Origin of the sequence: Enterobacter sp. CRENT-193 (genome assembly GCF_002787395.1) — a bacterium.
Classification (GTDB): domain Bacteria; phylum Pseudomonadota; class Gammaproteobacteria; order Enterobacterales; family Enterobacteriaceae; genus Enterobacter; species Enterobacter hormaechei_C.
On sequence record NZ_CP024812.1, the window covers coordinates 2,265,548 to 2,283,977 of the forward strand.

At 55.3% G+C, this 18,430-nt stretch carries 21 protein-coding genes; 14 read left to right on the forward strand and 7 right to left on the reverse strand.

Translation table 11 applies throughout. The features are described from left to right. Positions 1-8 precede the first annotated feature (8 nt). From CU081_RS11185 to hisP, 6 genes are all read left to right on the forward strand, one after another. Positions 9-578, forward strand: a complete 570-nt coding sequence (locus CU081_RS11185) for a UbiX family flavin prenyltransferase (protein WP_003861416.1) — start codon at positions 9-11, stop codon at positions 576-578. A 290-nt stretch (positions 579-868) separates the two neighbouring features. Then, positions 869-1,651 carry a lysine/arginine/ornithine ABC transporter substrate-binding protein ArgT gene (gene argT, locus CU081_RS11190; RefSeq protein ID WP_015572255.1) on the forward strand — a complete coding sequence of 261 codons (783 nt, stop codon included), beginning with the start codon at positions 869-871 and terminating at the stop codon, positions 1,649-1,651. 226 nt (positions 1,652-1,877) lie between these two features. Continuing rightward, a complete protein-coding gene (gene hisJ / locus CU081_RS11195) occupies positions 1,878-2,660 on the forward strand; it encodes a histidine ABC transporter substrate-binding protein HisJ (RefSeq protein ID WP_022651544.1) in 783 nt (260 codons plus the stop codon). 88 nt (positions 2,661-2,748) lie between these two features. After that, complete coding sequence (locus CU081_RS11200; RefSeq protein WP_015572256.1) at positions 2,749-3,435, forward strand: histidine ABC transporter permease HisQ; 687 nt, start codon at positions 2,749-2,751, stop codon at positions 3,433-3,435. Then, entirely contained in the window at positions 3,432-4,145 is a 714-nt protein-coding gene (locus CU081_RS11205; protein WP_003861424.1) for an ABC transporter permease, read from the forward strand. Before CU081_RS11200 ends, CU081_RS11205 begins: the two co-directional genes overlap by 4 nt. A 9-nt stretch (positions 4,146-4,154) precedes the next feature. Then, positions 4,155-4,928, forward strand: coding sequence for a histidine ABC transporter ATP-binding protein HisP (hisP, locus tag CU081_RS11210; protein WP_003861426.1), 774 nt, complete (start codon positions 4,155-4,157; stop codon positions 4,926-4,928). A 140-nt stretch (positions 4,929-5,068) separates the two neighbouring features. On the opposite strand, the gene CU081_RS11215 is transcribed toward hisP, so the two are convergent. The 4 genes from CU081_RS11215 to yfcG all read right to left on the reverse strand — a co-directional run bounded on the left by CU081_RS11215 (position 5,069) and on the right by yfcG (position 7,594). Then, complete coding sequence (locus CU081_RS11215; RefSeq protein WP_022651543.1) at positions 5,069-5,569, reverse strand: GNAT family N-acetyltransferase; 501 nt, start codon at positions 5,567-5,569, stop codon at positions 5,069-5,071. Positions 5,570-5,613: 44 nt separating this feature from the next. Beyond that, the gene (locus tag CU081_RS11220; RefSeq protein WP_003861430.1) at positions 5,614-6,507 is read right to left on the reverse strand and encodes a TIGR01777 family oxidoreductase; all 894 of its coding nucleotides are present in this window, start codon (positions 6,505-6,507) and stop codon (positions 5,614-5,616) included. A gap of 13 nt (positions 6,508-6,520) precedes the next feature. Continuing rightward, a complete protein-coding gene (folX, locus tag CU081_RS11225) occupies positions 6,521-6,889 on the reverse strand; it encodes a dihydroneopterin triphosphate 2'-epimerase (protein WP_003861432.1) in 369 nt (122 codons plus the stop codon). Between the two features lie 75 nt (positions 6,890-6,964). Continuing rightward, positions 6,965-7,594 carry a GSH-dependent disulfide bond oxidoreductase gene (gene yfcG, locus CU081_RS11230; protein WP_003861434.1) on the reverse strand — a complete coding sequence of 210 codons (630 nt, stop codon included), beginning with the start codon at positions 7,592-7,594 and terminating at the stop codon, positions 6,965-6,967. Positions 7,595-7,734: 140 nt separating this feature from the next. On the opposite strand from yfcG, the gene yfcF reads away from it, so the two are divergent. Genes yfcF through yfcD form a run of 3 tightly spaced genes read left to right on the forward strand, consistent with a single transcriptional unit; the run spans position 7,735 to position 9,609 of the window. After that, on the forward strand, positions 7,735-8,379 hold the full coding sequence (gene yfcF / locus CU081_RS11235; RefSeq protein WP_022651542.1) for a glutathione transferase: 645 nt from the start codon (positions 7,735-7,737) through the stop codon (positions 8,377-8,379). A 56-nt stretch (positions 8,380-8,435) separates the two neighbouring features. After that, on the forward strand, positions 8,436-8,987 hold the full coding sequence (yfcE, locus tag CU081_RS11240; RefSeq protein WP_017692997.1) for a phosphodiesterase: 552 nt from the start codon (positions 8,436-8,438) through the stop codon (positions 8,985-8,987). Between the two features lie 55 nt (positions 8,988-9,042). Continuing rightward, positions 9,043-9,609 (forward strand): NUDIX hydrolase YfcD, encoded by a 567-nt coding sequence (gene yfcD / locus CU081_RS11245; protein ID WP_003861439.1) that lies wholly within the window; start codon positions 9,043-9,045, stop codon positions 9,607-9,609. Positions 9,610-9,612: 3 nt separating this feature from the next. Here yfcD and CU081_RS11250 read toward each other — a convergent pair whose 3' ends face one another. Next, on the reverse strand, positions 9,613-10,632 hold the full coding sequence (locus CU081_RS11250; protein WP_003861441.1) for a LacI family DNA-binding transcriptional regulator: 1,020 nt from the start codon (positions 10,630-10,632) through the stop codon (positions 9,613-9,615). A 236-nt stretch (positions 10,633-10,868) separates the two neighbouring features. Here CU081_RS11250 and CU081_RS11260 point away from each other — a divergent pair, with 236 nt between their 5' ends. The 5 genes from CU081_RS11260 to CU081_RS11280 all read left to right on the forward strand — a co-directional run bounded on the left by CU081_RS11260 (position 10,869) and on the right by CU081_RS11280 (position 14,850). Then, entirely contained in the window at positions 10,869-11,312 is a 444-nt protein-coding gene (locus tag CU081_RS11260; protein WP_022651541.1) for a PTS sugar transporter subunit IIA, read from the forward strand. 79 nt (positions 11,313-11,391) lie between these two features. Next, a complete protein-coding gene (locus CU081_RS11265; RefSeq protein ID WP_003861447.1) occupies positions 11,392-11,664 on the forward strand; it encodes a PTS sugar transporter subunit IIB in 273 nt (90 codons plus the stop codon). A gap of 21 nt (positions 11,665-11,685) precedes the next feature. After that, positions 11,686-13,077 (forward strand): PTS ascorbate transporter subunit IIC, encoded by a 1,392-nt coding sequence (locus tag CU081_RS11270; protein ID WP_058647512.1) that lies wholly within the window; start codon positions 11,686-11,688, stop codon positions 13,075-13,077. After that, positions 13,074-13,904: a transketolase gene (locus tag CU081_RS11275; RefSeq protein WP_022651539.1), complete on the forward strand. Its 831-nt coding sequence runs from the start codon at positions 13,074-13,076 to the stop codon at positions 13,902-13,904. Before CU081_RS11270 ends, CU081_RS11275 begins: the two co-directional genes overlap by 4 nt. Beyond that, positions 13,897-14,850: a transketolase family protein gene (locus tag CU081_RS11280; RefSeq protein ID WP_003861452.1), complete on the forward strand. Its 954-nt coding sequence runs from the start codon at positions 13,897-13,899 to the stop codon at positions 14,848-14,850. Before CU081_RS11275 ends, CU081_RS11280 begins: the two co-directional genes overlap by 8 nt. Positions 14,851-14,957: 107 nt before the next feature. Here CU081_RS11280 and pta read toward each other — a convergent pair whose 3' ends face one another. Both pta and ackA read right to left on the reverse strand, forming a co-directional pair. Further along, positions 14,958-17,099 carry a phosphate acetyltransferase gene (gene pta / locus CU081_RS11285; protein WP_022651538.1) on the reverse strand — a complete coding sequence of 714 codons (2,142 nt, stop codon included), beginning with the start codon at positions 17,097-17,099 and terminating at the stop codon, positions 14,958-14,960. A 75-nt stretch (positions 17,100-17,174) separates the two neighbouring features. Further along, entirely contained in the window at positions 17,175-18,377 is a 1,203-nt protein-coding gene (gene ackA / locus CU081_RS11290; protein WP_015572267.1) for an acetate kinase, read from the reverse strand. Between the last annotated feature and the right edge of the window lie 53 nt (positions 18,378-18,430).

Below are 18,430 nucleotides of genomic sequence, written 5' to 3' on the forward strand. Positions count from 1 at the left end.
CGAAAATCATGAAACGACTCATTGTAGGGATCAGCGGTGCCAGCGGCGCGATTTATGGCGTCCGGCTGTTACAGGTGCTGCGTGACGTTGCAGACGTAGAAACCCATCTGGTGATGAGCCAGGCGGCGCGTCAGACCCTCTCTCTTGAAACCGATCTCTCTCTGCGCGACGTTCAGGCCCTGTCTGACGTTGTCCACGATGCCCGCGATATCGCCGCCAGCATCTCTTCGGGCTCGTTTAAAACGGCCGGCATGGTTATTTTGCCCTGTTCGATTAAAACCCTTTCCGGCATTGTAAACAGCTATACCGACACGCTGGTGACGCGTGCAGCGGATGTGGTGCTGAAAGAGCGTCGTCCTCTGGTGCTCTGCGTGCGGGAAACGCCGCTGCACCTGGGACATCTGCGTTTAATGACGCAGGCAGCCGAACTGGGGGCCGTGATTATGCCGCCGGTCCCCGCGTTCTATCATCGTCCGCAAACGCTGGACGATGTCATCAACCAGACCGTTAACCGTGTGCTGGATCAGTTCGATATCGACCTGCCGGAAGATCTCTTTACCCGCTGGCAGGGGGCGTGAAGCTGTGCACAAACAAGGTGCATGAAAAGACAATTTGCCCTGTTTCAGGGCAAAACTGCAACCGCGATCATATCCTCGACATTTAATTCGCTTTTTCCTTTTTTCTCTTTCCGGTTCGTTCGGCAGACCTGCTATCTTTCACCATTAAGGCAGTATCGCAACGTTTTATTAACATATTTAACGTCGTAGTTTTATCCCGACGACAATGTGGCATAAGACCTGCAAGAGCAGCCTGCAACACAACACACAACATAAACCATAATAAAATCACGGTTCTTGAGGGTAAATGTATGAAGAAGACGGTTCTGGCTCTGTCTTTGCTCGTGGGCTTGAGTGCGGCAGCAAGTAGCTATGCAGCGCTTCCACAGACAGTTCGTATCGGTACAGACGCAACCTACGCGCCATTCTCCTCCAAGGATGCGAAAGGCGACTTCGTGGGGTTTGATATCGATCTGGGAAATGAGATGTGCAAACGCATGGAAGTGAAATGCACATGGGTGGGCAGTGACTTTGACGCGCTGATCCCGTCGCTGAAAGCCAAGAAAATTGATGCCATTATCTCTTCTCTCTCCATCACGGAAAAACGTCAGCAGGAGATCGCCTTCTCTGAGAAGCTCTACGCTGCCGACTCACGTCTGATTGCCGCGAAAGGCTCGCCAATCCAGCCGACCATCGACTCGCTGAAAGGCAAACATGTTGGCGTGCTTCAGGGTTCGACCCAGGAAGGTTACGCCAATGCTAACTGGCGCGAGAAGGGCGTCGATGTTGTGGCTTACCAGAACCAGGATCTGATCTACTCTGACCTGGCGGCAGGCCGTCTGGATGCCGCGTTTCAGGATGAAGTCGCCGCGAGCGAAGGCTTCCTGAAACAGCCTGCGGGTAAAGAGTACGCCTTTGCCGGCCCGTCGGTAAAAGACAAAAAATACTTTGGCGACGGTACCGGTATTGGCCTGCGTAAGGATGATACCGAGCTGAAAGCCGCCTTCGACAAAGCGTTTAATGAGCTGCGTAAAGACGGTACCTACGACAAACTGGCGAAGAAATACTTCGATTTCAACGTCTACGGTGATTAATGCCTGAATGAGATGCCCTGAAGTGGTGCATCTCTGCGGGGTTGTGTTCCAGTATGGTGCAACGCATGCACCATGCTGGATCGCTGTGTGCATAGTTAAGCATTTATAATGCAAAAATTCCCGTTCAAAGGCATTAATCTTTGCCTGAATGAGGGGATTAATGGCACATTAGCAACACCCCGTCGTCGTAAAAATCTCGTATTAAGACAGTTTGTTGAGGACAGATATGAAAAAACTGGTGTTGTCACTTTCTCTGGTACTGGCTTTTTCCAGCGCCACCGCGGCATTCGCAGCAATTCCGCAGAAAATTCGTATTGGAACTGACCCAACCTATGCACCTTTCGAATCGAAGAATGCGAAGGGAGAACTGGTCGGTTTTGACATCGATCTGGCTAACGAGCTGTGCAAACGCATTAAAGTGCAATGTACCTACGTTGAAAACCCGCTGGATGCGCTGATCCCGTCCCTGAAAGCGAAGAAAATTGACGTGATCATGTCCTCCCTGTCCATCACTGAAAAACGTCAGCAGGAGATTGCCTTCACGGACAAACTCTACGCGGCGGACTCACGTCTGGTGGTGGCGAAATCCTCTGACATTCAGCCAACCCTTGAATCTCTGAAAGGCAAACGCGTGGGCGTGTTGCAGGGTACTACGCAGGAAACCTACGGCAACGAGCACTGGGCGCCAAAGGGGATTGAAATTGTCTCTTACCAGGGTCAGGAAAACATCTACGCAGACCTGACGGCAGGCCGCATTGATGCAGCATTCCAGGATGAAGTGGCGGCAAGCGAAGGCTTCCTGAAACAGCCTGTGGGTAAAGATTACAAGTTCGGCGGTCCGTCCATTAAGGACGAAAAACTCTTTGGCGTTGGCACCGGTATGGGCCTGCGTAAAGAAGACAACGAACTGCGTGAAGCCCTGAACAAAGCGTTCGCCGAGATGCGCGCGGACGGCACCTATGACAAGCTGGCGAAAAAGTACTTCAATTTTAATGTTTACGGCGGCTAATCGCCCCGTCTGATAACGTGCGGCCCCTCCCGTTCCGGGAGGGGAAAAGACACGGTTCCACCACTCACGAGACGACAGGGCACGCGGTATGCTGTACGGATTTTCTGGCGTTATTTTACAGGGCGCGCTTGTCACCCTTGAGCTGGCTATCAGCTCCGTGGTGCTGGCGGTGCTGATAGGCCTGGCGGGCGCGGGGGCTAAATTATCCGCCAACAGACCGCTGGCGCTGATATTTGAAGGCTATACCACGCTGATTCGCGGCGTGCCTGACCTGGTGCTGATGCTGCTGATCTTTTACGGCCTGCAAATCGCACTTAACGGCGTGACGGATGCCATCGGCATGGAACAGATCGATATCGACCCGATGGTGGCCGGTATTATTACCCTTGGTTTTATCTACGGTGCCTATTTCACTGAGACTTTCCGCGGCGCTTACATGGCCGTGCCGAAAGGGCATATTGAAGCGGCGACCGCCTACGGTTTTACCTCCTCACAAACGTTTCGCCGGATCATGTTCCCGGCCATGATGCGCTACGCGCTGCCGGGCATCGGGAACAACTGGCAGGTTATTCTCAAGGCAACGGCGCTGGTCTCCCTGCTGGGTCTGGAAGATGTGGTGAAGGCCACGCAGCTGGCAGGTAAAAGCACCTGGGAACCGTTCTATTTTGCGGTGGTTTGCGGCGTAATCTATCTGGTCTTTACGACCGTCTCCAATGGTGTGCTGCTTCTGCTCGAACGTCGCTACTCCGTGGGTGTGAAGAGGGCTGACCTGTGATTGAGATTATTCAGGAGTACTGGAAATCCCTGCTTTGGACAGATGGCTACCGCTTTACTGGCGTGGCGATCACGCTGTGGCTGCTGATCTCCTCGGTGGTAATGGGCGGCATTCTGGCGGTGTTTCTTGCCATTGGCCGCGTGTCGAACAATAAATTTATTCAGTTCCCTATCTGGCTGTTCACCTACGTGTTTCGCGGTACGCCGCTGTACGTACAGCTGCTGGTGTTCTATTCCGGGATGTACACGCTTGAGATCGTAAAAGGCACTGAAATGCTGAATGCGTTCTTCCGCAGCGGTCTGAACTGTACGGTGCTGGCGCTGACCCTCAATACCTGCGCCTATACCACCGAGATCTTCGCCGGGGCCATCCGTTCTGTGCCGCACGGTGAGATCGAGGCGGCGCGCGCGTACGGCTTCTCGTCCGTGAAGCTCTACCGCTGTATTATTCTGCCTTCGGCGCTGCGTATTGCGCTGCCGGCCTACAGCAACGAAGTGATTTTAATGCTGCATTCGACGGCACTGGCGTTTACCGCCACGGTACCGGATCTGTTAAAGATTGCCCGCGATATTAACTCTGCCACCTACCAGCCGTTTACGGCGTTTGGCATTGCGGCAGTGCTCTATTTGATCATTTCTTACGTCCTGATCAGCCTGTTCCGTAAGGCTGAAAAACGCTGGTTGCAGCATATAAAACCGTCGACGCACTGAGAATTTATGATGGCTGAGAACAAATTAAACGTAATTGATTTGCACAAGCGCTACGGCGAACATGAAGTGCTGAAAGGGGTGTCGCTGGAGGCTAACGCGGGCGACGTGATCAGTATTATCGGCTCATCAGGTTCGGGTAAAAGTACCTTCCTGCGCTGCATCAACTTCCTCGAAAAGCCGAGCGAAGGGTCGATTGTGGTGAGCGGACAGAACATCAACATGGTCCGTGATAAAGACGGCCAGCTTAAAGTGGCGGATAAAAATCAGCTACGCCTGCTGCGTACGCGTCTGACAATGGTGTTCCAGCACTTCAATCTCTGGAGCCACATGACGGTGCTGGAGAACGTGATGGAAGCGCCGGTTCAGGTGCTCGGCTTAAGCAAGCAGGAAGCCCGCGAGCGTGCGGTCAAATACCTGGCGAAAGTGGGTATCGACGAGCGGCAGCAGATCAAATATCCGGTGCACCTGTCAGGGGGGCAGCAGCAGCGTGTTTCTATCGCCCGTGCGCTGGCGATGGAGCCGGAAGTGTTGCTGTTTGACGAACCGACTTCCGCGCTGGATCCTGAACTCGTTGGCGAAGTGCTGCGCATCATGCAGAAGCTGGCGGAAGAGGGCAAAACAATGGTGGTGGTGACGCACGAGATGGGCTTCGCCCGTAACGTTTCTAACCACGTTATCTTCCTGCATCAGGGCAAGATTGAAGAGCAGGGTCATCCGGACGAGGTGCTGGCGAACCCGCAAAGCCCGCGTTTGCAGCAGTTCCTGAAAGGCTCGTTGAAGTAGGTTTGGCCTTTCTCCCTCTCCCTGTGGGAGAGGGCCGGGGTGAGGGCATCAGGCCGCAGAGCCGCCCAATTGCCCGGTGGCGCTTCGCTTACCGGGCCTACAAAAACCGTAGGCCGGGCAAACGCAGTGCCGCCCGGCATTCAACACTCGAGCCGATACACCCAGTCGTCATACCGTACGCCGTTAATCTCGTACGCCTTCTCCAGCACCTGCGTGCGCACAAAACCCGCTTTCTCAAGGACCCGCACCGACCCGACGTTATCCGCCAGCACGTACGCGTTTATCGCCTTCACGCCCGTCTGGTTAAATGCATACTCACACACCGCGCGCAGCGCTTCGCTGGCAATGCCTTTTCCCTGCGCGGCAGGCACAACCGTGTAGCCAATATCCGCCTCTTCACGGTTCGCCGCACTGATTTGCAGGCCGATATCCCCGAGCGGCTTAACGTCGTTATGCAGACGGATTACAAAGACATGCTCCGCCATCAGGCGTGCGGCAAATACGCGGCGCGTCTCTTTTTCCGGTGTAATAGCGGCCATATAGCGCATGATGGCGGGGTCTTCGCGCAGAGAGCGGAAGAATGCCCAGTCAGAAGGTTCGAAAGGGGTGAGGTTAAGCCGGGTTGTGGTGATGGTTGCCATAGTTACGCCATATCATCCAGACATGGCGTATAACTCTAACATATTCACTGCACCACATCCCCCAGCGCCTCTTCCAGGTCATACCAGCGGAACGTAAACCCGGCCGCTTCCAGCCGTTTTGGCAGCGCGCGCTGCCCGCCCAGTACCAGCACCGAAGACTCACCCATCAGCAGACGAATCGCCGTCGCAGGCACGCGCAGCACCGCCGGGCGATGCAGGGCATGACCCAGGGCATGAGCAAATTGCTCATTACGTACCGGATACGGAGAGACCATGTTAAACGGCCCACGCAGGTCGTTATCCAGCAGCCAGAGAATACCGTTGACCATATCGTCGATATGGATCCACGCCAGATACTGACGACCGTTTCCGATGGGCCCGCCAAGCCCCATTTTAAACGGCGGCAACATTTTACCGAGAATACCGCCTTTCGGAGCAAGCACCACGCCGGTGCGCAGCAGGCAGACGCGGGTGTTATCGCTCTGCGCCCCGCAGGCGATACGCTCCCATTGGGCGCAGAGTTTATGGGTAAACTCGTTGTGCGGCGGCTCTTCTTCGGTCACCACCACTTCACCAAGATCGCCATAGTAGCCTGTAGCAGAGCCTGAAATCAGCACCGAGGGCGGCGTCTCGCTGTTGCGAATCAGCTCAACCAGCCTTTCGGTCATATTCCAGCGACTGCTGCATAAACGCTGTTTTTGCTCTTCGGTCCAGCGTTTATCGGCGATTGGTTCGCCTGCAAGGTTGATGACGGCGTCAAAGCCGTTCAGATCCTGCCTTTCCGCCAGGCCTTTCCAGATCTCAACGCCGGTGCCCAGCACCTGGCGCGCTTTCTCCGGGCTGCGCGTGACCACGGTAATGTCGTGATGCAACGCCTGCAAACGTGGAATGAGATGGCGACCAATCAGGCCCGTACCGCCGGTGAGCAGGATCTTCATACAACCTCCAGGTTTACGCCTGGCGCTGCCAGCTTAACGTCATGGAGACGGAGTCGGCGTAGCGCAGGGCGTGAAGTTTATCGATCTCCACTTCAGCATAAGTGACCCAGTGGTGTTCGCGTGCGATGTCGAGCACATCCTGAGTTAATTTTTCCAGTAGCGCAAAACGGTTGTTCTCTACGTACTGGATGATGCTTTTGGTGATCGTGCGATAGTTCAACGCGTCATTGATGTCTTCGCTGGCGCGCGCCTTGTCTGCCGGGTAGTGGATCACCACATTCACCACGATATCCTGGCGATTCGCGATCTCCTCCTCTTTGATACCAATGAACGTGCGTAAGCGTAAGTTTTTTATACGAATAATAGCGTCATGCTGGGACATTGCAGGTCTTCTCCGTGTCAGTATTTTCACCTCATCATACATGAGGAGAACACCTGCACCCAACGGGGCGCAGGATCAAATCTGATGGATTTTTTGCATGGCGCGTTCGGTGGCCGGGCGGGTCCGGATGCGCTCAAACCAGTTGTTCACCGCCGGATAAGTGGCCAGGTCGATCCGGTGGCGTTCATGGGTATTGATCCACGGCCAGCAGGCGATATCTGCGATGCTGTAATGCTCACCTCCCAGCCACGGTGATTTTTCCAGCCGACGGTTCAGTACCCCGTACAGGCGCTGGGTTTCGACCTGATATCGCTCAATGGCGTAAGGGATCGTCTGCGGCGCATAGGCCGTAAAGTGGTGATTCTGCCCCAGCATCGGCCCGAGGCCGCTCGACTGCCAGAATAACCATTGCAGCGTGTGATGACGCTCGCGCAACTCACCGCTCAGGAGCTTGCCGGTTTTCTCTGCCAGATAGAGCAAAATCTCTCCGGACTCAAACAGGCTTAACGGTTTGCCGCCGTCAGAGGGCAGGTTATCAATGATGGCCGGAATTTTATTGTTGGGCGAGATGGCCAGAAAAACGGGGCGGAACTGGTCGCCTTTACTGATATCCACGCGAATGATCCGGTAGTCCACTTCGGCTTCTTCAAGAAAGAGTGTGATCTTATGGCCATTAGGGGTGGGGGCATAATAGAGATCTATCATTCTCAACTCCTGTCAGTGCGAATAGTGTTGCCATGAAAAATCAGTATAGGTGCTTGTTGTAAATCGTGAGTTTTCATCAAGTGACAGCGAGGCAAAGAGATTATATGTTGAGTGAAAACCGATCAGCCGAAGAGGATGTTATGAGCCAGCCTGTAATAACGTTGTGGTCCGATGCGAACTTTTTTTCTCCTTATGTCATGAGCGTTTATGTGGCGCTGGCAGAAAAGGGGCTTACTTTTACTCTGAAAACCGTTGACCTGGACAGCGGCGAACACCTGAAGCCTCAGTGGCAGGGCTACGCGCTCACCCGCCGTGTCCCTGTGCTGGAGATCGACGGTTTTGAGTTGAGTGAATCTTCGGCGATTGACGAGTACCTTGAGGACCGCTTTGCCCCGCCTGAGTGGGAACGCATCTATCCTCACGATCTGCAAAAGCGCGCCCGCGCCCGCCAGATCCAGGCGTGGCTGCGTAGCGACCTGGTGCCGATTCGCACAGAACGCTCCACGGACGTGGTGTTCGCTGGCGTCAAAAAGCCCGCCCTCAGTGAGGAAGGCTTATCCAGCGCCCGGAAGCTGATTGAAACTGCGTCATCGCTGCTGGCGCAGGGTAACCCCAACCTGTTTGGCGAGTGGTGCATTGCCGACATCGATCTGGCGCTGATGCTCAATCGCCTGATCCTCAACGGGGATGACGTCCCACAACTGCTGGTGGATTACGCCACATTCCAGTGGCAACGCGCGTCGGTACAGCGCTATCTGGCACTCTCTGCTAAGCGCGCGGGCTGATAAGACGGGACGCTTGAGGTATGATAGGGGCAGTCTGTATTCCCGAGGAGTAACTGATGAAACTGATGTTTGCGTCGGATATTCATGGATCGCTGCCCGCGACCGAACGCGTGCTTTCTCTGTTCGCCCAAAGCGGGGCGCAATGGCTGGTGATCCTGGGCGATGTGTTAAATCACGGCCCACGCAATGCGTTGCCGGAAGGCTATGCTCCCGCGCAGGTGGCGGAAAAACTTAATCATTTTGCCTCGCGCATTATCGCCGTTCGCGGCAACTGTGACAGTGAAGTTGACCAGATGCTGCTGCATTTTCCCATTACCGCTCCCTGGCAACAGGTGTTGATGGAAAACAGCCGTTTGTTCCTGACCCACGGGCACCTGTTCGGCCCGGATAACCTGCCGTCACTCGCCGCTGGCGATGTCCTGGTTTATGGTCATACTCATATTCCGGTGGCGGAAAAGCGCGGGGCGTTTTATCACTTTAACCCCGGGTCTGTCAGCATTCCTAAAGGCGGCAACCCGGCAAGCTACGGCATGTATGAAGACGGGACATTAAGCGTTATCGCACTTAATGATCAGCAAGTTATTGCGCAGATAGCGATTAATCCGTAAGTTACACCACAACTGCAAACGCGCCGAAAGAGCGCTTAGACGAGAAGGTTTCCCGATGGTGGAGCAGAATCATTTGGCAAGTACTGAATGGGTTGACATTGTCAGCGAAGAAAATGAAGTGATCGCGCAGGCCAGCCGCGAACAAATGCGTGCGGAGCGTCTGCGTCACCGCGCGACGTACATCGTTGTTCATGACGGCATGGGCAAGATTCTGGTCCAGCGTCGCACCGACACCAAAGATTTTCTTCCTGGTATGCTGGATGCCACAGCGGGTGGCGTCGTGCAGGCCGATGAAGTGCTGCTGGATTCCGCGCGTCGTGAAGCGGAAGAAGAGTTAGGTATCGCTGGCGTGCCGTTTGCCGAGCACGGCCAGTTTTATTTTGAAGATGAGCATTGTCGCGTCTGGGGCGGGCTGTTTAGCTGCGTTTCCCATGGGCCTTTCGCCTTGCAGGAAGAGGAAGTGAGCGAAGTCAGCTGGATGACGCCGGAAGAGATCACCGCGCGTTGCGACGAATTCACGCCGGATTCCCTTAAAGCACTGGCGCTGTGGATGACCCGCAACGCCAAAAACGAATCCGCTAAACCGGAAAATAAGGCGGAAAAAGAGGAAGAGGCTGAGTAAGCCTTAACAGCTTTCCCGCAGACACAGGCTGGACGCGATGGGTTTATGGTCGCGCCAGTCTCCGTCATTAAGACGTTCCAGTAACGCTTTCCCGGCTTCAATCCCAATCTTGCGATGCGGTACTGCCATCGTCGTCAGCGGCGGCTGACAGACGCGACTGACGTCGCTGTCGCCAAAACCTACGACCGCTAAATCGTCCGGCACCTTGATGCGCCGACGCTGGCACTCATACAGCGCGCCGCAGGCCAGTTCATCTGACACGCACACCAGCGCATCCAGCTCCGGCCACGCCAGCAGGAACTCTGGCAATTGTGCCGCGCCGGTGGAGAAGTTCGGCGGCATGGCGGCATTAATCACTCTGTTCGGCGCCAGGTGGTGGCGCAGCATCGCCTTGTACCAGCCCTGCAAATGCTGCTGAAAAATCCACTGTTCCTGGTTAGCGCACAGCAGGCCGATATTCTGGTAGCCGCGCTGAATCACCATCTCGGTAAGTTCATACATGGCGGCGACGTTATCAATCCCGATATTCATATCAATCGGATCGGCACGCATTGCACCCATTTCCATCACCGGGATAGAGGCGTTTTTTAGCCAGTGTCGCACGGTATCAGAGTGCTCGACGCTGAGCAGTATCGCCGCGGCGATGTTCGAGGCCAACAGCGTTTCAAGCAGTTTCTCTTCCTGTTCAAGACGATGCTGAGATTCCGCCAGCATGATCTGATATCCGGCTGGCTGGAGCACCTGCTGTAGCCCGGCGAACATCTCGGAACAGCCAGCTTCGGAAAGATTGGGTACAACCATCGCAATCGTCCATGACGATGCCGATGCCAGTGCGCTGGCGGCAAGATTGGGCATGTATCCCAGCTCCTGCACCGCGGCTTCAATTTTTTCACGCAGTTTATCGGAAACCTGTTCGGGCGTGCGGAGGGCACGGGAAACAGTCATCGTGCCGACGCCGGCAAGCTGCGCGACATCCGCGAGCGTTACTTTTCCGGTACTGCGCCGTTTTCGGGTTAAAGACATACATCTTCCTGCTGACAGGACGCGATTCAGTTTCATCCTTCATTTTACGTGACAGGCAGTATACGCCTTAAATCCCTTTTTTTGCTGTGATTTCGCACCATGATAGTAATTTGATAGCGCTATCACAGTTCTGCATGTTAGTTGTTGGTAGCGCTATCTTTGTGATCGCGATCGCAGTCATTAATTGATGGGTTGAATAGAGTTTGCCCATGTCTTGTCTTTAGCGGGAGTGAAAAATGCTCAAAAAGTGGATATATGATACAACCATCATCCTACAGGATAGCGTTGAAAGCTGGCCCCAGGCGCTGGAACTGTGCGCGAAACCGCTGCTGGATTTGCAGGTCATTGCGCCGGAATATGTCACGGCTATCATCGAGCAGCATCACACGTTAGGTCCCTACTATGTGCTGGCTCCAGGGCTGGCAATGCCCCATGCGCGACCGGAAGAAGGGGCGAAAGGACTTGGCCTGTCATTATTAAAACTGAAACAGGGTGTCTCTTTTGGTGCCGGTGAGTTTGACCCCGTCGATGTGATTGTGATGCTGGCGGCGCCGGACAAGCATAGCCATATCGAAATGATCTCAGCCTTAGCGGAATTATTTTCCAGCGACGAAGATATGGCTGAATTACATCGGGCGAATACGCTGGAGGAGATAAAAACCATCATCGATCGCTTCTGATTTAATTATTTAATCCGATTCATCTCAACATTACGCGTCAGCGTGATGGGGCGTACTCTACTCAAAAAAGGGGATAACAATGAAAATCATGGCTATTTGCGGCTCCGGCCTGGGCAGCAGTTTTATGGTCGAAATGAATATTAAAAAGGTGCTCAAAAAACTGGAAATTGAGGCCGAGGTTGAACACTCCGATCTCTCCTCGGCTACGCCGGGCGCGGCGGACCTGTTTGTAATGGCGAAAGACATTGCCGCAAGCGCCAGCGTGCCGGAAAGCCAGCTGGTGGTGATCAACAATATCATCGATATTAACGAACTCGAAGCGCAGTTGCGCGCCTGGTTCGAAAGACAATAATCCTGATAAGGCGAGGTGGATATGTTTATCCTTGAAACGCTGAACTTCGTTGTTGATATTTTAAAAGTCCCTTCAGTGCTGGTCGGTTTAATTGCCCTGATTGGTCTTGTGGCGCAGAAAAAAGCCTTTTCGGATGTGGTAAAAGGCACAATTAAAACCATTCTCGGCTTTATTGTACTGGGCGGCGGCGCAACCGTGCTGGTGGGCTCATTAAATCCGCTCGGCGGTATGTTTGAGCACGCCTTTAATATTCAGGGCATTATTCCCAACAATGAAGCTATTGTGTCGATTGCCCTGGAAAAATATGGCGCTTCCACCGCGCTCATTATGGCCTTCGGGATGGTGGCGAATATTATTGTTGCGCGCTTTACCCGCCTGAAATACATCTTCCTCACCGGGCATCACACCTTCTACATGGCATGCATGATTGGCGTGATCCTGACGGTTGCAGGCTTCGAGGGGGTCGGGCTGGTCTTTACCGGCTCGTTGATCCTCGGCCTGATTATGGCCTTCTTCCCGGCGATTGCGCAGCGCTATATGAAGCGTATTACCGGCAACGATGAGATCGCCTTCGGTCATTTCGGCACGCTGGGCTACGTGCTGTCCGGCTGGATTGGCAGCAAGGTCGGTAAAGGTTCGCGCTCCACCGAAGAGATGAACCTGCCGAAGAACCTTAGCTTCCTGCGTGACAGTTCAATCTCCATCTCCCTGACCATGATGATTATCTACCTGATCATGGCGGTGAGCGCCGGACGTGAGTACGTGGAGGCCACCTTCAGCGGCGGCCAGAACTACCTGGTGTACGCCATCATTATGGACATCACCTTCGCGGCAGGCGTGTTCATCATCTTGCAGGGCGTGCGCCTGATTCTGGCGGAAATCGTCCCGGCCTTTACTGGCTTCTCGGAAAAACTGGTGCCCAATGCGCGGCCTGCGCTGGACTGTCCGGTAGTCTACCCGTATGCGCCAAACGCGGTGCTGATTGGCTTCCTGTTTAGTTTCCTCGGTGGGATTGTGGGCTTGTTCATCTGCGGTCAGTTTAGCTGGGTGCTGATCCTGCCGGGCGTCGTGCCGCATTTCTTCACCGGTGCAACGGCGGGCGTGTTTGGTAACGCCACCGGTGGACGCCGCGGGGCAATGATTGGCGCCTTTGCTAATGGCCTGCTGATCACCTTCCTCCCGGTCCTGCTGCTGCCTGTTCTGGGCGCAATTGGCTTTGCGAATACGACCTTCTCGGACGCTGATTTTGGTGCGGTCGGGATTGTGCTGGGCAACCTGGCGCGCTTCCTGTCGCCGTTTGCCATAACCGGACTGGTTGTTGTGTTGTTCGCGCTGCTGGTGGCCTACAACGTCTTCGCTAAAAACAAACCTGCCAGCGGTAACGCGCAGGAAAACCCCGGAGCCAAATCATGAATGAGAATGAAATAACCGAACTGGCGCGTCAGATTCGCCTTGAGACGCTGAAATCCCTTACGCAGCTGGGTTTTGGGCACTACGGCGGCAGCATGTCAGTCGTTGAAACGCTGGCGGTGCTGTACGGCGCGGTGATGAAAATTGACCCGGCCGATCCGGACTGGCCAGAGCGCGATTACTTTGTGCTGTCGAAAGGCCATGCGGGCCCGGCGCTGTACAGTACGCTGGCGATTAAGGGCTACTTCCCGATTGACGAGCTGAGCACGCTGAACCAGAACGGGACGCGTCTGCCAAGTCACCCGGATCGCCTGAAAACACGCGGCGTGGATGCCACCACCGGATCACTGGGGCAGGGGATCTCCATTGCTGGCGGCATGGCGCTGTCGCACAAGCTGGCAGGAAGGCCAAACCGGGTGTTCTGCATCGTCGGTGACGGGGAGCTGAACGAAGGACAGTGCTGGGAAGCCTTCCAGTTTATTGCTCACCATCGACTGAACAACCTGACGGTATTCGTGGACTGGAACAAACAGCAGCTCGACGGCGAGCTGGACGAAATCATCAGCGCCTTCGACCTGGAAGGCAAATTCCGCGCCTTTGGTTTTGACGTGGTAACGGTGAAAGGGGATGACATTCCGGCGCTGCTGGAGGTGACCGCGCCGATCCCTGCGGCCGATGCGCGTCCGCGGGTGGTGATCCTCGACAGCATCAAAGGGCAGGGGGTGCCATACCTGGAACAGCTCAGCAACTCGCATCACCTGCGATTAACTGAGGAGAGCAAAGCGGCGCTCAACGAGACGATTCGCCAACTGGAGGCTTCACATGATTAAGGTTGCACCGACAGGACAGAAAGATGCCGTTGAGATGCGTAAGGTCTACGCGGGTTTTGTGGCAAAACAGATTGAGGCCGGGAGCGAGATTATTGCGCTCGAAGCGGATCTGATGAGTTCGATGGCGATGGACGGCGTAGCGCGTGATTATCCACAGCACGTCATCAACTGCGGCATTATGGAGGCTAACGTGATTGGGACGGCCGCCGGGCTGTCGCTCACCGGACGTAAGCCGTTCGTCCATACCTTTACCGCCTTTGCCAGCCGTCGCTGCTTCGACCAGCTGTTTATGTCCCTGGACTACCAGCGCAATAACGTGAAGGTGATTGCCTCGGATGCGGGCGTGACGGCCTGCCACAACGGCGGGACGCATATGTCGTTCGAGGACATGGGCATCGTGCGCGGTCTGGCGCATTCAGTGGTGCTGGAGGTGACCGATGCGGTGATGTTCGAAGATGTGCTGCGTCAGCTTATCGACCTGGAAGGCTTCTACTGGGTGAGGACCATCCGTAAACAGGCCCCGAGCGTGTATGCCCCGGGGTCAACCTTCACCATCGGCAAGGGCAACGTGCTGCGCGAGGGAACCGATATTACCTTGATTGCTAACGGCATTATGGTGGCGGAAGCGCTGGAGGCGGCGCGCCAGCTGGAGCAGGAGGGGGTAAGCGCAGCGGTCATCGACATGTTTACCCTGAAGCCTATCGATCGGATGCTGGTGAAAAACTATGCCGAGAAAACCGGGCGTATTGTGACCTGCGAAAACCACAGCATTCACAACGGGCTGGGGTCGGCGGTGGCGGAAGTGCTGGTGGAAACCTGTCCGGTGCCCCTGCGTCGGGTGGGGGTGAAGGAACGATATGGTCAGGTGGGCACGCAGGATTTCTTGCAAAAGGAGTATGGCCTGACGGCACATGACATTGTGTCGGCGGCGCGGGAGCTGTTGTAATAAAAAAAGACGACCGTGTGGTCGCCTTTTTGTTGCCCGGTGGCGCTGGCGCTTACCGGGCCTACGGTCCTGTAGGCCGGATAAGCGAAGCGCCATCCGGCAAAACATTACTGCTGTTGCGAAGACTGGATCGCCGTCAGCGCGATGGTGTAGACGATATCGTCAACCAGCGCACCACGGGACAGGTCGTTCACAGGTTTGCGCATGCCTTGCAGCATTGGCCCGATGGAGATCAGGTCTGCTGAACGCTGTACCGCTTTATAGGTGGTGTTACCGGTGTTCAGATCCGGGAAGATGAACACGGTAGCACGACCTGCAACCGGCGAGTTCGGCGCTTTGGATTTCGCCACGTCAGCCATTACCGCGGCATCGTACTGGAGCGGGCCGTCGATCATCAGATCCGGACGTTTTTCCTGCGCAATGCGGGTCGCTTCACGGACTTTCTCTACGTCACTACCTGCACCAGAGGTACCGGTGGAGTAGGAGAGCATCGCGACGCGCGGTTCGATACCGAAGGCAATCGCGGAGTCCGCAGACTGGATAGCGATTTCTGCCAGCTGCTCTGCGGTTGGATCCGGGTTGATCGCGCAGTCGCCGTAAACATAAACCTGTTCAGGCAGCAGCATGAAGAACACGGAGGAGACCAGAGAGCTGCCCGGTGCGGTTTTGATCAACTGCAACGGTGGACGGATGGTGTTCGCGGTGGTGTGAACCGCACCGGAAACCAGACCGTCAACTTCGTCCTGCTCCAGCATCAGCGTACCCAGCACGACGTTGTCTTCCAGCTGCTCGCGCGCAACGGCTTCGGTCATGCCCTTGTTCTTACGCAGTTCAACCAGGCGAGCAACGTAGCTTTCGCGAACCACTTCCGGGTCAACGATCTCAATGCCAGCGCCCAGCTCAACGCCCTGAGACGCCGCAACGCGGTTGATCTCATCCGGGTTACCCAGCAGCACACAGGTCGCGATACCGCGTTCTGCACAGATGGCTGCCGCTTTAACGGTACGTGGTTCGTCGCCTTCTGGCAGAACCACGCGTTTGCCCGCTTTACGCGCCAGCTCGGTCAGCTGGTAACGGAAGGCTGGAGGAGACAGACGACGGCTGCGCTCGGAGGTCGCCGTCAGGGATTCGATCCAGTCCGCATTGATGTAGCCCGCAACGTATTCCTGAACTTTCTCGATACGCTCGTGGTCATCAACCGGCACTTCGAGGTTGAAGCTTTGCAGGCTCAGGGAGGTCTGCCAGGTGTTGGTGTTCACCATGAAGACTGGCAGGCCAGTGGCGAACGCACGCTCGCACAGCTTGCTGATACGCGCGTCCATTTCATAGCCGCCGGTCAGCAGAATTGCACCGATTTCCACGCCGTTCATTGCAGCCAGGCACGCTGCAACCAGCACGTCTGGACGGTCAGCAGAGGTCACCAGCAGTGAACCTGCGCGGAAGTGTTCCAGCATGTGTGGAATGCTACGTGCGCAGAAGGTTACGGACTTCACGCGGCGGGTGTTGATATCGCCTTCGTTGATCACGGTGGCGTTCAGGTGACGCGCCATATCGATTGCACGGGTGGCAATCAGATCGAAGCTCCATGGCACCGCGCCCAGAACAGGCAGCGGGCTGGAATCCTGCAACTTAGCCGGGTCAACTTTGATGACTTTCGCTTTGGAGGAGTCGTCAAAAATTTCGGACAGGTCAGGACGCGTACGGCCCTGCTCATCTACTGGCGCGTTCAGCTTGTTAACAATCACGCCGGTGATGCTGGTGTTTTTCGCACCGCCGAAGCTGCTGCGCGTCAGTTCGATACGCTCTTTCAGCTGCTCTGGGGTATCCGTGCCCTGAGACATTACAAAAACGATCTCTGCGTTCAGGGTTTTCGCGATTTCAAAGTTCAGAGACTGGGCAAACTGGTGTTTACGGGTCGGGACCAGGCCTTCAACCAGCACCACTTCCGCGTCCTGCGCGTTTGCGTGGTAGTTGGCAATGATCTCTTCCATCAGCACGTCTTTCTGGTTGCTGGAGAGCAGAGATTCAACGTGGCTCATCTTAAGCGGTTCAGCCGCTGGCAGATTGGAGTTCTTGCGAACGATGGTGGTGGTCTGGTCTGGCGCATCGCCACCGGCACGTGGCTGGGCGATAGGCTTAAAGACGCTCAGACGAACGCCTTTGCGTTCCATAGCGCGGATCACGCCGAGGCTGACGCTGGTCAGGCCGACGCTGGTTCCGGTAGGGATCAGCATAATAGTACGGGACACGGTTTATCCTCTTTCGTTACCGCCGCGTTGGGCGGGTTACAAAACAGCACCGCCAGCATTGCTGGCGGTGTGGAATCAGGCAGTCAGGCGGTGTGCGTCTTGCGCGATGACCAGCTCTTCGTTAGTTGGAATAACGATAGCAGGGCGGGTGCCTTCTTTGTTGATGAAGCCAGACTTGCCGAAGCGGGCAGCCAGGTTACGCTCATGATCAACTTCGAAGCCCAGAACGCCCAGTTTGCCCAGGGACAGTTCACGTACCATTGCCGCGTTCTCACCGATACCACCGGTGAAGATAACAGCATCCAGACGGCCTTCCATCAGCGCGGTGTAAGAACCGATGTACTTCGCCAGGCGGTGGCAATAAACGTCCATTGCACGTTTAGCGTCAGCTTTTTCTGCGTAGTTGTCTTCAACGTAACGGCAGTCGCTGGTGACCTCGGTCAGGCCCAGCAGGCCAGACTCTTTGGTCAGCATTTTGTTGATGTCGTCAACGCTCATGCCCAGGGTGTCGTGCAGGTGGAAGATGATCGCCGGGTCGATATCACCGGAACGGGTACCCATCACCAGACCTTCCAGCGGGGTCAGACCCATAGAGGTGTCAACACACTTACCGTTGCGGATAGCGGAAACAGAACCACCGTTGCCCAGGTGGCAGGTGATAATGTTGACTTCTTCAACCGGCTTGTTCAGCACTTTTGCGGCTTCCTGAGTCACATAGAAGTGGCTGGTACCGTGAGCGCCGTAACGACGGACGCCGTGCTCTTTGTACAGGCTGTATGGCAGGGCATAGAGGTAAGACTCTTCCGGCATGGTCTGATGGAACGCAGTATCAAACACGGCCACGTTTTTGTCTTTCAGACTCGGGAAGGATTTCAGTGCTTCAGCGATACCGATCAGGTGAGCCGGGTTATGCAGCGGTGCGAAAGACGCAGAGTCTTTGATGCCCTGAATCACGGAGTCGTCGATTACCACGGAACTGGTGTATTTTTCGCCGCCGTGGACGATACGGTGACCAATTGCGGTCAGCTGAGCAGACAGTTCTGGTTTTTGTGCCAGAATAGTGTTAACGATAAAGTTCAGCGCTTCACTGTGAGCGGCGCCTGCACCTAAAGCCGCTTCTTGTTTGCTGCCGTCCATCTTCCACTTGATACGTGCTTCAGGCAGATGGAAACATTCGGCCAAACCAGAGAGGTACTCGTCACCGTTGAGCGCATCGATGATGGCGAATTTCAGTGAGGAGCTACCGCAGTTCAGAACCAGTACTAACTTACTCGACATGGAAGTACCTATTATTGATACGTGGCTAAAAAAACGTCAGTGAGTCTAAAAGC

Bases quoted from the DNA above. Each gene is read 5' to 3' on its own strand.
- CU081_RS11220 (WP_003861430.1), bottom strand. From the start codon at position 6,507: ATGAAGATCCTGCTCACCGGCGGTACGGGCCTGATTGGTCGCCATCTC.
- CU081_RS11215 (WP_022651543.1), bottom strand. From the start codon at position 5,569: ATGGCAACCATCACCACAACCCGGCTTAACCTCACCCCTTTCGAACCT.
- yfcG (WP_003861434.1), bottom strand. From the start codon at position 7,594: ATGATAGATCTCTATTATGCCCCCACCCCTAATGGCCATAAGATCACA.
- CU081_RS11265 (WP_003861447.1), top strand. From the start codon at position 11,392: ATGAAAATCATGGCTATTTGCGGCTCCGGCCTGGGCAGCAGTTTTATG.
- CU081_RS11260 (WP_022651541.1), top strand. From the start codon at position 10,869: ATGCTCAAAAAGTGGATATATGATACAACCATCATCCTACAGGATAGC.
- yfcF (WP_022651542.1), top strand. From the start codon at position 7,735: ATGAGCCAGCCTGTAATAACGTTGTGGTCCGATGCGAACTTTTTTTCT.
- hisJ (WP_022651544.1), top strand. From the start codon at position 1,878: ATGAAAAAACTGGTGTTGTCACTTTCTCTGGTACTGGCTTTTTCCAGC.
- ackA (WP_015572267.1), bottom strand. From the start codon at position 18,377: ATGTCGAGTAAGTTAGTACTGGTTCTGAACTGCGGTAGCTCCTCACTG.
- CU081_RS11275 (WP_022651539.1), top strand. From the start codon at position 13,074: ATGAATGAGAATGAAATAACCGAACTGGCGCGTCAGATTCGCCTTGAG.
- CU081_RS11185 (WP_003861416.1), top strand. From the start codon at position 9: ATGAAACGACTCATTGTAGGGATCAGCGGTGCCAGCGGCGCGATTTAT.
- CU081_RS11200 (WP_015572256.1), top strand. From the start codon at position 2,749: ATGCTGTACGGATTTTCTGGCGTTATTTTACAGGGCGCGCTTGTCACC.
- CU081_RS11270 (WP_058647512.1), top strand. From the start codon at position 11,686: ATGTTTATCCTTGAAACGCTGAACTTCGTTGTTGATATTTTAAAAGTC.
- argT (WP_015572255.1), top strand. From the start codon at position 869: ATGAAGAAGACGGTTCTGGCTCTGTCTTTGCTCGTGGGCTTGAGTGCG.
- folX (WP_003861432.1), bottom strand. From the start codon at position 6,889: ATGTCCCAGCATGACGCTATTATTCGTATAAAAAACTTACGCTTACGC.
- yfcD (WP_003861439.1), top strand. From the start codon at position 9,043: ATGGTGGAGCAGAATCATTTGGCAAGTACTGAATGGGTTGACATTGTC.
- CU081_RS11280 (WP_003861452.1), top strand. From the start codon at position 13,897: ATGATTAAGGTTGCACCGACAGGACAGAAAGATGCCGTTGAGATGCGT.
- hisP (WP_003861426.1), top strand. From the start codon at position 4,155: ATGGCTGAGAACAAATTAAACGTAATTGATTTGCACAAGCGCTACGGC.
- yfcE (WP_017692997.1), top strand. From the start codon at position 8,436: ATGAAACTGATGTTTGCGTCGGATATTCATGGATCGCTGCCCGCGACC.
- CU081_RS11250 (WP_003861441.1), bottom strand. From the start codon at position 10,632: ATGTCTTTAACCCGAAAACGGCGCAGTACCGGAAAAGTAACGCTCGCG.